Origin of the sequence: Thioclava kandeliae (assembly GCF_040297545.1) — a bacterium.
GTDB lineage: Bacteria > Pseudomonadota > Alphaproteobacteria > Rhodobacterales > Rhodobacteraceae > Thioclava > Thioclava kandeliae.
Genome location: NZ_JAYWLC010000018.1, coordinates 17,199 through 29,858, shown reverse-complemented (window position 1 = coordinate 29,858; position 12,660 = coordinate 17,199). Strand labels below are relative to the sequence as shown.

The following is a 12,660-nucleotide window of genomic DNA, read 5'->3' as shown; positions in this document are numbered from 1 at the left end:
GATGGCGTTGAAATTTGCCTCCGAATTCCGCGATCCGAAATTGGCCCGCGCGTTGTTGCAAGCCATCGCCGAGAAGGCCGATGCCATAGGCGCTACCCGCGAAAAGCCCATCCATATCATGGAGATCTGCGGCGGTCATACGCATTCCATCTTCCGGTACGGGCTCGATAAGCTGATCCATGAGGGGGTGGAGTTCATCCACGGTCCGGGCTGTCCGGTATGCGTTCTGCCACGTGCGCGGGTTGATGAATGTATCGAGTTGGCCGAGCGTCCGGAGGTGATCTTCACCACGTTCGGGGATGCGATGCGGGTGCCTGGCTCGACCAAGTCGCTCATTCAGGCCAAGGCCGATGGGGCCGATATCCGCATGGTCTATAGCCCGCTCGATGCGCTGGAAATTGCCCGCCGCAACCCCGACCGCGAGGTGGTCTTCTTCGGGCTGGGGTTCGAGACAACCACCCCCTCGACCGCGCTGGCGATCCAGCAGGCAGCGCGCGAAGGGCTCGCAAACTTCTCGGTCTTCTGCAACCACATCACTGTGCCCGAACCGATCAAGGCGCTACTCGATGACCCCTATATGATGCTCGACGGGTTCATCGGGCCGGGCCATGTGTCGATGGTGATCGGTATCCACCCCTATGATTTCATCGCGCAAGATTATGGCAAGCCGATTGTGGTGGCAGGGTTCGAGCCGACCGATCTTCTCCAATCCGTGCTGATGGTGCTGACCCAGATCGAGGCAGGTCAGGCCCGTGTCGAGAACCAGTATGGCCGCGTGGTGCCCGAGCATGGCAATTCTGTTTCCATTGCCGCCATCAATGATGTCTACGAGAAGCGCCCTTCCTTCGAGTGGCGCGGCTTGGGCGAGATCGACGCCTCCGGCATGCGTATCCGTGATGCCTACCGCGCCTATGACGCCGAGGAGAAATTCGGGATCGGCTATGCGGTGGGTCGCCGTGAGGTGCCCGAGGTCGAAGGCTGCGCCTGCGGTCAGGTCATGACGGGGCGGATCAAGCCGACCCAGTGCCCGCAATTCGGCAAGGGCTGCACACCGGAAACCGCGCTTGGCGCACTGATGGTCAGCTCCGAGGGCGCCTGCGCGGCCTATTGGCAATATGGCGGTGCCCGCACGGCGGCTGAATAACTGAAATCATAGGCGGGATCGGAGGCGCGAGCCTCCGGCGGCGCAAGCGGGGCTCGATGCCCCGTTGCGGCGCAGCTCCCCTCAAAGGACAAGACTTATGGCACTAAGAGGCGAACGCGTCACATTGGCCCATGGTGGCGGTGGCCGGGCAATGCGCGATCTGATCGAGGAGATTTTCACCTCCGTTTTCGCACCGCCCGGCATGGAAGATCAGGCCCGCCTGATGTCGGACGCCCTGCACGACCCGGGCGCGCGGCTCGCTTTCACCACCGACGGGTTCGTGGTCACGCCAATGGAATTTCCGGGTGGTAACATCGGCAAGCTCGCCATCTGTGGCACCGTCAATGATCTGGCCGTAGGCGGGGCAACCCTACTCTGGCTTTCGGCCGCTTTCATTATCGAGGAGGGCACCGAATTCGCCGTTCTGCGCCGGATTGTGGCCACCATGGCGCGCGAGGCCGAAGCGGCGGGCGTGCGCATCGTCACCGGCGATACCAAAGTGGTCGAGCGCGGCGCTTGCGATGGTGTCTTCATCACCACCTCGGGCATCGGGGTGATCCCTGCCTCGCGCGATATGGCGGCCTGCCATGTCCGTGCGGGCGATGTGGCCATCGTCAACGGGGTCTTGGGCGATCACGGCGCAACCATTCTTGCGGCCCGCGGCGATCTGGCGCTCTCTTCGGCCATCGAAAGCGATTGCGCAGCGCTGGGGCATCTGATGGAGGCTGCTCTGAGTGCCGCCCCCGAAGCCCGTGCCGCCCGCGACCTGACCCGAGGCGGTCTTGCCTCCGCCTTGAATGAAATCGCCGAAGAGGCGGGTTGTGGCATCGTCATCGAGGAAGACGCCCTTCCGCTCCGCGCCGAGGTCGTCGGCATGTGCGAGATTCTGGGGCTCGATCCGCTCTATCTCGCCAATGAGGGGCGTTTGGTGCTGTTTGTCCCCGCAGACCAAGCCGAGGCCGCGTTGTCCGCCATGCAGGCCCTGCCCGAGGGCAAAGGTGCCGCGATCATCGGACGCGCGGTCGCGGATCATGCGGGTCAGGTGCGGATGCGCACTGCCTTTGGTGGCACCCGCATCGTTGATATGCTGGTGGGCGAACAGCTCCCCCGTATCTGTTAGGGGCGTATCTGCGAGGTTACTCGCGGATCGTCACGAACCATGCAAAGCGGGCGGTCTCGCCAGCGCCCAGGCTCATCGTGTAGGGCCGGTCCTCGATTTTTGCACCCGCCCCATGCCATGCCGCCATCCCGTGCCACGGTTCGATGCACAAAAACGGCGCGCCAGGCGGCTGCCAGAGCGCGAGGTTCGGCAGATTGGCAAAGCGGAAATCGAGGCTCGGGCCGGTCTCGGCTTGATAGCGCAGCGCCTCGCCCGTGCCTTCGGGGAAAATCGCGGCATTCTTGGCAAAAAGATCGTGGGAAAGCGTGAGGCTTCCCTGATGGAAGGGCGAGGCTTCCGTCTCGCGCGAGATCAGCCCCTCCACCACGCGGTTCATCACGGGCTCCGCGCCATTGGCCAGCTCGACCTTATGGGCACCGCTGGCATCGGGCAGCGGCCAGCGGAAGGCCGGATGGAACCCCAGACCGAAGGGCATGGGCACGCTATCCTCATTGGTGACGGTGGCCGCGACCTCGAGCGTCGGGCCGGTCACGCGATGGGTCAGCCGCAGGCGGAACTTGTAGGGGTAGCTTTCGGTCGCCTCCGAGGGCGTCAGCTCATGGGTTACATGCGCCTCGTCCTGCGCCACGACCGTAAAGGGCAGGCGGCGGGCGATCCCGTGCTGGGGCATGTCATAGGTCTGGCCACGGACCTCGATCCTATCGTCGGGCGCACGGCCCACGATGGGAAACAGGACCGGCGAGCGCCCCGTCCACCATTCGGCATCGCCATTCCAGAGGAACTCCTCGCCACGGAAAGCAAGCGACTGCATCTCGGCGCCCATATCGGAGACGGTCACGGTGAGGTCTGGGGAGGTGAGGGTGGTCATAGATTCAGCTTTTTAAATTTGGTTCGACTGAGATTAAGTGATTACACTGAATTGAAAAGCATTTTTGTGCCGAGGATTGGCAATATGGATCATGAGCCTAGGGCAACTTTTAGTGAGATCTTGAGAAACGACGTGGCTCAGCTTCATATCCGTTTTCGAATCTACGACCAATGGTTTGGTGTGGACCCTCGACGGGTGGAAATCTTGAATGAAACGTCCGGCAGCACGGCAAAGGTGCTTCAGTATGCTTTATGGTCAGAGCTAATTTTGCGGATATGCAGGCTGACGGATGAGCAATCTTCCCGCAAAGGATCTCGGCGCCAAGTCACAATTTTTGGATTGGAAATCGCTGAAGATCCAAGAAATAAAAAACTAGCGGAAGCCAAGAGAGCCGCGAAAAAAGCTGCAGCATTTGCATGGGCCTTTCGCGACAAAGAGCTGGCCCACTCAGATGAAGACGTAAGGTTCGGCAGTGCAAAGCTTGAGGGCGGATCGAGAAAACAGCTTCGGGAGGCAATAGAAGCCATCTCGGACGTCATTCGTGTCTATGCGAGTATTGAGGAAGATGTGCATGTCATCCTTCAACCCGTAATGAAGGGCGAAGATGAAACACATTTTCTCAATATTCTGAGGTTGGGATTGCAAAAACAGCGCGAACAACGTGACGAGTCACTGCAAGCGATGAATGAAGGGCGCTATAACGAAGCTAGAGCTCTTTTGGGGAGGCCAAGCTGGCTCTCCCCATATGATGAGCCTAGAAGCTAATCACACATCCAGTTCCTCAACGAACTGGGCGTTCTCGGTGATATACTGGAAGCGTAGCTCGGGTTTCTTGCCCATCAGGCGCTCCACGAGGTCGGCCGTCTCTCCGCCAAGATCGTCGTCGATGGTGACGCGGATCAGCTTGCGGGTGGCGGGGTCCATAGTGGTTTCTTTCAGGTCCTTGGCATCCATCTCGCCCAAGCCCTTGAAGCGCTGCACGTCGATCTTTCCCTTTCCGCCCAATCCCTTGGCCAGCCATTCCTCTTTCTCGGCGTCCGATGCCACATACATGCGCTTGGCGCCCTGGGTCAGGCGGTAAAGCGGCGGGCAGGCGAGGTAGAGGTGGCCCTGATCGATCAGCGGGCGCATCTGGGTGAAGAAGAAGGTCATCAGAAGCGAGGCGATATGCGCGCCATCGACATCGGCATCGGTCATGATGATGATCTTGTCATAGCGCAGGTCCTCGACGTTGAACTTGGTGCCGAGCCCGACGCCCAATGCCTCGCACAAATCGCTGATCTCCTGGTTCGTGCCGAGTTTCGACGAGGCCGCGCCCAGCACGTTCAGGATCTTGCCCTTGAGCGGCAAAAGCGCCTGCGTTTCGCGTTTGCGCGCGCCTTTGGCCGAGCCACCTGCCGAGTCGCCTTCGACGATGAAGAGTTCCGTATTGGCGCGGTTTTTCGCGGTGCAATCGGTCAGTTTGCCGGGCAGGCGGAGTTTCTTGGTGGCCGATTTGCGGGCAGTTTCCTTTTCCTGACGGCGGCGCAGACGCTCCTCGGCACGCAGCACGAGGAAATCGAGGATCGCGCCGGCGGATTTGGTGTCAGAGGCCAGCCAGTTGTCGAAATGGTCGCGCACCGCGCCCTCGACCAAACGCTGGGCTTCGGTGGTGGCCAGACGGTCCTTGGTCTGGCCCACGAATTCCGGCTCGCGGATGAAGCAGGACACCAGCGCGCAGCCGCCCGTGATGAGGTCATCGCGGGTGATGTTTGACGCTTTCTTGTTGTTGATCAGCTCGCCATAGGCCCGGATGCCCTTGAGGATCGCCGACCAGAAGCCCGCCTCATGGGTGCCGCCCTCGGGCGTGGGGACGGTGTTACAATAGGACTGGATGTAGCCATCGCGCGAGGGCGTCCAGTTGATCGCCCATTCGACCGAGCCCGGCACGTTGAACTTCTCGCGGAACTCGACCTTGCCGGCGAAGGGGCGCTCGGCATAGGTCATCGCCTTGCCCAGCGTCTCCATCAGATAGTCCGAGAGGCCGCCGGGGAAGTGGAAGACCGCCTCGGTGGGCGTTTCGCCATCGTCGATCGCCGATTTCCAGCGGATCTCGACACCCGAGAAGAGATAGGCTTTTGAGCGCACCATCTTGATCAGGCGGGCGGGTTTGAAGCGGTGATGGCCGAAGATCTGCTCATCGGCATGGAAGACCACCTGCGTGCCGCGGCGGTTGGGGGCGGCGCCGATCTCGGCGACGGGGCCTTGCGGGATGCCGCGCGAGAAACGCTGCTCGTAGAGCTTCTTGTTCTTGGCGACCTGCACCACCATCAGATCGGACAGCGCATTCACCACCGACGCGCCCACCCCATGAAGGCCGCCCGAGGTCGCATAGGCATCGCCCGAGAACTTGCCGCCCGCATGGAGCGTGCACAGGATCACCTCGAGCGCCGATTTTCCGGGGAATTTGGGGTGCGGGTCGATCGGGATGCCGCGACCATTATCGCGCACGGTAATCGAGTAATCCTCGTTCAGCTCCACCTCGATGCGGCTGGCATGGCCTGCCACGGCTTCGTCCATCGAGTTGTCGAGGATTTCGGCGAGCATATGGTGCAGCGCACGTTCATCCGTGCCGCCGATATACATGCCGGGACGTTTGCGAACAGGTTCCAGACCTTCCAGCACCTCGATGGAGGAGGCGTCATATTCGGTCTCGGACTGGGTGGAGAGAAGATCGTCTGCCATCTGCTCGCTTTCTTTAGTAGGGTTGGCGTCGATCAATACATCATTTGGGACAAAATCGGCAAGCACCGAGCCGAAAGCGTCCACAGGAAGTTGCAGGTGGCGCGCTGCGGCGGCGGGCGTGAAGTTTGCGCTGCGCCTCATTTACGGGCGGGCGCTATAAAAACCGCCTATTGCAAAGCCGGAATGATCTTCGTGGATTTTCTCGAGAACACAATTCGCTACGTCAACTTGTCGGGGGTCGGTCGAGTGACAATTTGAGACCAACGATAAGAATGATAATGAAGGAGGAGGAGATGTGGGATCAGCGTTTTACGGATGCGGAATATGTCTTCGGAACGGAGCCTGCGGATTTCGTGCGCAGACAGGCGGAGCGGCTGACGCCGGGCATGCGGCTTTTGTCGATTGCCGAGGGCGAGGGGCGTAACGCCGTTTTTCTGGCTGAGAGGGGTATTAAGGTTACCGGCGTAGAGCTGTCGGCGCCTGCGCGGGAGAAGGCGCAGCGGCTGGCTCTGTCGCGCGGGGTCAGCATCGACCTTCTGGCCGAGGATCTTCGTGGTTGGGACTGGCCCGTGGGCGAATATGACGCGCTTCTGGCCTGCTTCATCCAGTTTGCCGATCCTGCCTTCCGCGAGGATATTTTTGACGGGATCCGCCGTGCGGTTGCACCGGGAGGTCTGGTGATGATCCACGGTTTCGCGCGTCGCCAGCCGCGTTACGGCACGGGCGGGCCGCAAATGGTCGAGCAGCTCTACGATCTGGATCTGCTGCGCGAGGCCTTCCCGCGCTGGAAGATCCTCCATCAGGCCGATTACGATGCCGATATCCACGAGGGCGAAGGCCATTGTGGTCGCGCGGCGCTGATCGATTTCGTGATGCAGCGACCCTCGTGATATAGCCATAACGGCTTTGTCAGATGACAGGGTGCAGCCCTTGGATGAAACTCGATCCGAGGGCTTTTGTATCGGGAGGAGGCGTCATGACCGATCAGTTCGCCGCAGCACCGGAGGAAACGGTCTTCGAGACCGTGCCGGTCTGGGATCCGTTCGTGCGGGCTTTCCATTGGGCGCTTGTGGTGCTGGTCTGCGGGGCATGGGGGCTCGGGAAATGGGGCCCTGCAGATATGAGCCTGCATTTCCTGCTGGGTTATTTTATTGGCGGGCTGGTCGTTGCGCGGGTGCTCTGGGGCTTTGTCGGTCCGCGCACGGCGCGGTTTGCCAGTTTCGTCAAAGGGCCGGGCGCGATTGCGCGCTATGGCCGCAAGCTGGTCTCGCGCAAGCCTTCCTATACGCGGGGGCACAATCCGCTGGGCGGGCTGTCGGTGGTGCTGATCCTCGGTCTGCTGGCGGTGCAGGTCGGGACGGGGCTGGTCTCCGATCCGGAGGATTATCTCAATGTCGGCCCCTTCGCCGATTGGGTGGGCTATGACAGGGCGGTGCAGGCGGTGGATGTGCATGAGACGGTGGCAAATCTCCTACTGATCCTCACGCTGGTCCATGTGGCGGCGATCTTCTGGTATCGCTTCTGGAAGCGCGAGAACCTCGTGACGCCGATGATCACGGGACGTGCGCGCCTGCCTGTCGGGCGTGCCGCGGATCCGCGCAAGTAACGTTGCGCTTTTCGGGCCGGAGGTGCCCTGAGGCTTGACGGGTCAACGGGGGCGTGGCACGGGCTGGATATTGACCACCTGATCAGGATTGTGCCATGGCCAGCCCCGTTATGACCCAGCCGGAAAAACCCGTCGATACCTCGATGGGTGTGTTCGGCCATATGCGTGCCATCCTCACGCTCGGATTGCCGCTCGTGGGCTCGAACCTCGCGGCGGCGGGGCTGGGCGTGACCGATACGGTCATGATGGGCTGGTACGGGGTGCCGGAGCTGGCCGCCGTGGTGCTGGGCAGCAATTACCTGTTCTTCTTCTTCCTCTTCGGGACCGGCTTTGCCAATGCGATCATCGGGCGCGTCTCGATGGCGCTCGGTGCCGATGACGAGACACAGGCGCGGCGCGATACGCGCATGGCGCTCTGGCTCTCGATCCTGACGGGGCTGCTGTCGATCCCCTGCATGTGGTATTCGAGCGCGGTTTTACAGGCGCTGGGGCAGAACCCCGTCACCGCCGATCTGGCGCAGGACTATCTGCGGATCGGGGGCTTCGGTATCGTGCCGATGCTGGTTGTGGCGGTGCTGCGCAGCTATCTGTCGGCCTTCGAGCGCACGCAGGTCGTGCTCTGGGTCACGCTGGGCGCGGTCGGGCTGAATATCGTGCTCAACTGGGTCTTCATCTTCGGCCATCTGGGGGTTCCCGAGATGGGCGTGCGCGGCGCAGCGCTGGCATCCGTTCTGGTGCAGCTGGCGGTCATGGGGGTGCTGATGATCTATGCCCATCGCGCCCGCGGTCTGTCGCATGTGGCACTTTGGGCGCGGTTCTGGCGGCCCGACTGGCCAGCCTTCGGAGCGGTGGCGCGGATGGGGATCCCGATCGGGCTGACCATTCTGGCCGAGGCCACCATGTTCCAGATGGCGACGCTGATGATGGGGTGGCTCGGCACGCGCGAGCTGGCGGCCAACGGGATCGTGCTGGAGATCTCGGTGCTGGCCTTCATGTTGCATATGGGGCTCGCCAATGCCGCCACGGTGCGGGCAGGGCGGGCTTATGGCGCTGGCGCGCCCGAGCATCTGCGGCGCGGGGCCTTCACCGTGATCTGCATGTCGCTGGTGGTCGTGGCGCTGACCATCACCGCTTTCCTGAGTATCCCCGAGGATATCGTGCGGCTCTTCGTGAAACCGGGCGAGGAGACGGCGCAGATCGTCCTGCTGGCCAGCGGCCTTCTGGCGCTGGCGGCCTTTTTCCAGCTCTTCGATGCGATGCAGGTTCTGGCGATGGGCCTCTTGCGCGGGTTGCAGGATACCCGCGTGCCGATGTGGATCGCGCTGGCGAGCTACTGGCTGGTGGGGATCCCCGCAGGCTATGGGCTGGCCTTCCACACCACGCTGCAATCGCACGGGGTCTGGCTGGGGCTTGCGGCGGGGCTTGCAACGGCCTCCGCGCTGCTGATGTATCGCTTCTGGGTGGTACGCGGTGGCGGACGGAACCCCGCTTAATCCTCGCCTGTCGACGGAGCTCGGCCCATCAGCCGCTCGGCCTTCTTGCGCACCAGCACGCTGCGCAGGTCATGCATCGCCAGCAGGAGCGCATCCGTCACATGCTCGAGCTGCTCGTCGGTGCCTTTGGATTGTGCCCATTGCGTGGTGAGATTGAGGTAATCCACCGCGCGGTGGATATCATCGATATCGCGCTGCGCCAGAAGGGCCACGCGTTCGGCCATCCATTGGGTGATCCGCGCCATATCGGTAGGGGTCAGCTCGCGCCCGCCCTGCGGTTTGATCTCGCCGTTCCTGATATTGACCACCGCGATCTGGTCCATCTCGATCCGCCGCTGGCGGTTCTGGGTGTCCACACGGAAGACGGCGGCACCATTCTCGCGGATACGGAAGTAATATTCGGGCAGATCAAGGCTCATCAGGCGGGGTCCGGTCGCTAGGGGCGTGTCCCGATTAACGATATCTGCGAGGTAGGATCAACCGTGCTGCGCGGCCTTGGTGCAAATATCGGAAGGGTGGGGTGCCGGAGGGGCGTCTCCGGCACCCCGCGCGGTTATTTCAAGCCGGCGCAGAAGGCCTTGATGCGATTACAGGCCTCGGCCAGCACCTCGTCGGAGGTCGCATAGCTGATGCGGAAGTTCGGGCTCAGGCCGAAGGCTGCACCGAACACGGTGGCCACGCCGGTCTCTTCCAGAAGGGCCGTGCAGAAGGCCTCGTCATCGGTGATCTTGGTGCCCGTGGCCGAGGTCTTGCCGATGCACGCCGCAATCGACGGATAGACATAGAAGGCGCCTTCGGGGGTGGGGCAGGTGATGCCCTCACAGGCGTTGAGCCCGGCCACCACCAGATCGCGGCGGCGGTGGAAGGCCTCGCGGCTCTGTGCGATGTAATCCTGCGCGCCATTCAGCGCCTCGACGGCGGCCCATTGGCTGATCGTGCAGGGGTTCGACGTCGATTGCGACTGCATCTTGCGCATCGCCGCGATCAGCTCCACCGGCCCACCGGCATAGCCGATCCGCCAGCCGGTCATGGCATAGGCTTTCGATACGCCATTGACGGTCAGCGTGCGGTCATAGAGCGCGGGCTCGACCTCGGCGGGGGTGCAGAACTCGAACCCGTCGAAGACGAGATGCTCGTACATATCATCGGTCATCACCCAGACATGCGGGTGGCGCATCAATACGTCGGTCAGCGCCTTCAATTCCGCGCGCGTATAGCCCGCGCCCGAAGGGTTGGAGGGCGAGTTGAAGAGGAACCATTTGGTGTTTGGCGTGATCGCGGCCTCGAGCGCTTCGGGCGTGATCTTGTAGCCCATCTCGGGATTGCCCTGCACGAAGACGGGCGTGCCCCCGCCGATCAGCACCATATCGGGATAGCTCACCCAATAGGGCGTGGGGATGATCACCTCGTCACCGGGATTGAGCGTGGCCATGAACGCGTTGAACAGCACCTGCTTGCCGCCCGAGGACACGCTGATCTGCGCGGGCGTGTAGGTCAGCCCGTTCTCGCGGGCGAACTTGTCGCAGATGGCCTGTTTCAGCTCGGCGATCCCGTCCACGGTGGTGTATTTGGTGCGGCCCTCAGTAATGGCGCGGGCGCCCGCATCCTTGATGTTCTGCGGCGTGTCGAAATCGGGCTCGCCCGCCGAGAGGCTGATGATGTCGCGCCCTGCAGCCTTCAGCTCAGCCGCCTTGCCGGTCATGGCCACGGTGGGCGAGGGTTTCACGCGGGCGAGGCTGTCGGAGAGAAAGGCCATGAGGGGCTCCGTTCGGATGGGTTTGTAACTTGTGTGGTCATGTCTTACGCTCGGGCCAAATGGCGATCAAGAGGAGCCCTCATGGCGGATGACTGGTATGGCGAAGATGCCGCGACCTTTGGCGACAGGCTGGAGGGCGCGCGTGAGGCTGCCGGACTGAGCCAGACCGAGCTGGCCGAGAAGCTGGGGGTGCGGCTGGAAACACTGCAGGCCTGGGAAGAGGATATGGCCGATCCGCGGGCCAACAAGCTGCAGATGGTTGCCGGAGTTTTGAACGTTTCGTTGATGTGGCTGCTCAATGGCGAGGGTGCCGGTCTTGACGGGCCGCCGCAAGCGGTAGATGAGGCAGAGCGAGAGCGGGAGATCTTGCGCGAGATACGCGAGGCCCGCGCGGTGATCAAAGACCTCGATGCGCGGCTGGAACGGCTCGAGCGCAGGGTCAAAGCGGGAGAGAGCCAATGACCGGACAGGTGCAGGAAACGGCCGAGGCGCGGCTGAAGCGGATGACGATGCGCAGCTGGCGGCGCGGGATGAAAGAGATGGATATGGTGCTTGGCCCGTTCGCCGATAGCGAACTTGCCAAGATGGATCCGGCCACTCTGGACCTCTATGACGCGCTTCTGGAGGAATATGACCAGGATCTGTATCTCTGGGTCTCGGGTGCCAAACCCTGCCCCCCGGAATATTTGCAGCTCCTGCAAGTCATTGCTGCATTTGCAAAAAAGCGCCACGCAGTCGAGTGAGGTGAAGTGTGGCGGGCGGGGTGTTCTGCCTCCGTTCCGCCACGTTGTCTGAAAATTCTCGTCAGATTTGCAATAGATTTAATTCGCTTAACCGAAATTTTGGCATTTTTCCGCATCCTGCATCCCGGGGCATAGATGATGCGGAGAATGAAATGAGTATAGAACCCCCTATGGGCCAGATGGGCGGCGCGGTCGCGGACCGTGCGATGCAGCAAGGGCTCATGACCGGGTATCTCGAGACGCTGGCCCTTGTGGAACGGCTTCACCGGCTATTGCTCGATGTCATCAAGGACGAATTCGAGCGGCTGGCGATTATCGAGATCAATCCGGTTCAGGCATTGTTGTTGTTCAATGTGGGCGACAACGAGGTGACAGCGGGCGAGCTGAAAAGCCGTGGCTATTATCAGGGCTCAAATGTGAGCTATAATCTGAAGAAGCTGGTGGAAAACGGCTATATGCATCACCAGCGATGTGATGTGGACCGCCGTTCGGTCCGCGTGAAGCTGACCGATAAAGGCTGCAAACTGCATGATGCGGTGCGCGAGCTGTTCGAACGTCATGCCGAGGGCATGGGCACGCGCGGCGTGATCGATTTCGAGCAAATGGACGAGATGAACCGGACCCTCAAGCGCATGGAGCGCTACTGGATGGACCAGATCCGGTATATCTACTGATCAAATGGGGCGGCACGGGGGTGCTGCCCTTTTTCTTTGCCGTCGCGCTTGACTTGCGCAGTCTTCGGGGCGCAGGCTGAAAGGGTGCGATGAGGGGAGGACGGGATGGAACAGGAACTATCGGTGAATGTCTTGGGCGGCCCGCTCGAGCCCTGTTCGCTCGCGCCGCTCACGGGATTTTTCCGTGACGGTCACTGCAACACATGCGCGCAGGATCGGGGCTCGCATACGGTTTGCGCCATCATGACCAAGGAATTTCTCGCGTGGTCGGCCTATATCGGCAATGACCTTTCGACTCCGCGGCCCGAATACGGCTTTGGTGGGTTGAAGCCCGGGGATCGCTGGTGCCTCTGTGCGGGGCGGTTCCTCGAGGCGCATGACGAGGGCTGCGCGCCCGAGATCGTGCTGGAGGCGACCCATCAGCGGGCGTTGGATGTGGTGCCGATCGAGGTTTTGCGCCTGCACCGGCATCTGTCGCCCTTCCAGTGAGGGGGCTTGCGGTAGTGCTGGCCCTTTGGGGGGGGTGCGGCTG

14 protein-coding genes are annotated in these 12,660 nt (G+C 61.9%); 10 read left to right on the top strand and 4 right to left on the bottom strand.

Annotated elements, in window-relative coordinates:
- Positions 1 to 7: 7 nt before the first annotated feature.
- Together hypD and hypE are read left to right on the top strand one after the other, a co-directional pair.
- Positions 8 to 1,144 carry a hydrogenase formation protein HypD gene (hypD, locus tag VSX56_RS16645; protein WP_350938790.1) on the top strand — a complete coding sequence of 379 codons (1,137 nt, stop codon included), beginning with the start codon at positions 8 to 10 and terminating at the stop codon, positions 1,142 to 1,144.
- 97 nt (positions 1,145 to 1,241) lie between these two features.
- Entirely contained in the window at positions 1,242 to 2,264 is a 1,023-nt protein-coding gene (gene hypE, locus VSX56_RS16640; RefSeq protein ID WP_350938701.1) for a hydrogenase expression/formation protein HypE, read from the top strand.
- A gap of 16 nt (positions 2,265 to 2,280) precedes the next feature.
- On the opposite strand, the gene VSX56_RS16635 is transcribed toward hypE, so the two are convergent.
- Entirely contained in the window at positions 2,281 to 3,132 is an 852-nt protein-coding gene (locus VSX56_RS16635; RefSeq protein WP_350938699.1) for an aldose 1-epimerase family protein, read from the bottom strand.
- An 84-nt stretch (positions 3,133 to 3,216) separates the two neighbouring features.
- Between VSX56_RS16635 and VSX56_RS16630 the strand changes: the two genes are divergently transcribed.
- Entirely contained in the window at positions 3,217 to 3,897 is a 681-nt protein-coding gene (locus tag VSX56_RS16630; RefSeq protein ID WP_350938697.1) for an AbiU2 domain-containing protein, read from the top strand.
- Here VSX56_RS16630 and parE read toward each other — a convergent pair whose 3' ends face one another.
- A complete protein-coding gene (gene parE, locus VSX56_RS16625) occupies positions 3,898 to 5,856 on the bottom strand; it encodes a DNA topoisomerase IV subunit B (protein WP_339113300.1) in 1,959 nt (652 codons plus the stop codon).
- 293 nt (positions 5,857 to 6,149) lie between these two features.
- On the opposite strand from parE, the gene VSX56_RS16620 reads away from it, so the two are divergent.
- The 3 genes from VSX56_RS16620 (at position 6,150) to VSX56_RS16610 (ending at position 8,955) form a co-directional block, all read left to right on the top strand.
- On the top strand, positions 6,150 to 6,746 hold the full coding sequence (locus VSX56_RS16620) for an SAM-dependent methyltransferase (protein WP_339113299.1): 597 nt from the start codon (positions 6,150 to 6,152) through the stop codon (positions 6,744 to 6,746).
- Positions 6,747 to 6,832: 86 nt separating this feature from the next.
- Positions 6,833 to 7,462, top strand: a complete 630-nt coding sequence (locus VSX56_RS16615) for a cytochrome b/b6 domain-containing protein (protein ID WP_339113298.1) — start codon at positions 6,833 to 6,835, stop codon at positions 7,460 to 7,462.
- A 110-nt stretch (positions 7,463 to 7,572) separates the two neighbouring features.
- Positions 7,573 to 8,955: an MATE family efflux transporter gene (locus tag VSX56_RS16610; protein ID WP_406871138.1), complete on the top strand. Its 1,383-nt coding sequence runs from the start codon at positions 7,573 to 7,575 to the stop codon at positions 8,953 to 8,955.
- Here VSX56_RS16610 and VSX56_RS16605 read toward each other — a convergent pair.
- Positions 8,952 to 9,374: a hypothetical protein gene (locus tag VSX56_RS16605; protein WP_339113297.1), complete on the bottom strand. Its 423-nt coding sequence runs from the start codon at positions 9,372 to 9,374 to the stop codon at positions 8,952 to 8,954. The genes VSX56_RS16610 and VSX56_RS16605 overlap by 4 nt on opposite strands.
- Positions 9,375 to 9,508: 134 nt before the next feature.
- Entirely contained in the window at positions 9,509 to 10,711 is a 1,203-nt protein-coding gene (locus tag VSX56_RS16600; protein WP_350938694.1) for a pyridoxal phosphate-dependent aminotransferase, read from the bottom strand.
- 81 nt (positions 10,712 to 10,792) lie between these two features.
- On the opposite strand from VSX56_RS16600, the gene VSX56_RS16595 reads away from it, so the two are divergent.
- The 4 genes from VSX56_RS16595 to VSX56_RS16580 all read left to right on the top strand — a co-directional run bounded on the left by VSX56_RS16595 (position 10,793) and on the right by VSX56_RS16580 (position 12,617).
- A complete protein-coding gene (locus VSX56_RS16595; RefSeq protein ID WP_339113295.1) occupies positions 10,793 to 11,173 on the top strand; it encodes a helix-turn-helix domain-containing protein in 381 nt (126 codons plus the stop codon).
- Positions 11,170 to 11,454 carry an FAD assembly factor SdhE gene (locus tag VSX56_RS16590; RefSeq protein WP_406870069.1) on the top strand — a complete coding sequence of 95 codons (285 nt, stop codon included), beginning with the start codon at positions 11,170 to 11,172 and terminating at the stop codon, positions 11,452 to 11,454. The genes VSX56_RS16595 and VSX56_RS16590 overlap by 4 nt, the downstream gene beginning before the upstream one ends.
- Positions 11,455 to 11,606: 152 nt before the next feature.
- Entirely contained in the window at positions 11,607 to 12,128 is a 522-nt protein-coding gene (locus VSX56_RS16585; protein WP_406870070.1) for a MarR family winged helix-turn-helix transcriptional regulator, read from the top strand.
- A gap of 105 nt (positions 12,129 to 12,233) precedes the next feature.
- Entirely contained in the window at positions 12,234 to 12,617 is a 384-nt protein-coding gene (locus VSX56_RS16580) for a DUF2237 family protein (RefSeq protein ID WP_339113294.1), read from the top strand.
- The last annotated feature ends 43 nt before the right edge of the window (positions 12,618 to 12,660 follow it).

What these genes read in the sequence shown, in the direction of transcription:
- hypE (WP_350938701.1), top strand. Translation starts at nt 1,242, where the DNA reads ATGGCACTAAGAGGCGAACGCGTCACATTGGCCCATGGTGGCGGTGGC.
- VSX56_RS16595 (WP_339113295.1), top strand. Translation starts at nt 10,793, where the DNA reads ATGGCGGATGACTGGTATGGCGAAGATGCCGCGACCTTTGGCGACAGG.
- VSX56_RS16590 (WP_406870069.1), top strand. Translation starts at nt 11,170, where the DNA reads ATGACCGGACAGGTGCAGGAAACGGCCGAGGCGCGGCTGAAGCGGATG.
- VSX56_RS16600 (WP_350938694.1), bottom strand. Translation starts at nt 10,711, where the DNA reads ATGGCCTTTCTCTCCGACAGCCTCGCCCGCGTGAAACCCTCGCCCACC.
- VSX56_RS16580 (WP_339113294.1), top strand. Translation starts at nt 12,234, where the DNA reads ATGGAACAGGAACTATCGGTGAATGTCTTGGGCGGCCCGCTCGAGCCC.
- parE (WP_339113300.1), bottom strand. Translation starts at nt 5,856, where the DNA reads ATGGCAGACGATCTTCTCTCCACCCAGTCCGAGACCGAATATGACGCC.
- VSX56_RS16635 (WP_350938699.1), bottom strand. Translation starts at nt 3,132, where the DNA reads ATGACCACCCTCACCTCCCCAGACCTCACCGTGACCGTCTCCGATATG.
- VSX56_RS16615 (WP_339113298.1), top strand. Translation starts at nt 6,833, where the DNA reads ATGACCGATCAGTTCGCCGCAGCACCGGAGGAAACGGTCTTCGAGACC.
- VSX56_RS16630 (WP_350938697.1), top strand. Translation starts at nt 3,217, where the DNA reads ATGGATCATGAGCCTAGGGCAACTTTTAGTGAGATCTTGAGAAACGAC.
- VSX56_RS16610 (WP_406871138.1), top strand. Translation starts at nt 7,573, where the DNA reads ATGACCCAGCCGGAAAAACCCGTCGATACCTCGATGGGTGTGTTCGGC.
- VSX56_RS16605 (WP_339113297.1), bottom strand. Translation starts at nt 9,374, where the DNA reads ATGAGCCTTGATCTGCCCGAATATTACTTCCGTATCCGCGAGAATGGT.
- VSX56_RS16585 (WP_406870070.1), top strand. Translation starts at nt 11,607, where the DNA reads ATGAGTATAGAACCCCCTATGGGCCAGATGGGCGGCGCGGTCGCGGAC.
- VSX56_RS16620 (WP_339113299.1), top strand. Translation starts at nt 6,150, where the DNA reads ATGTGGGATCAGCGTTTTACGGATGCGGAATATGTCTTCGGAACGGAG.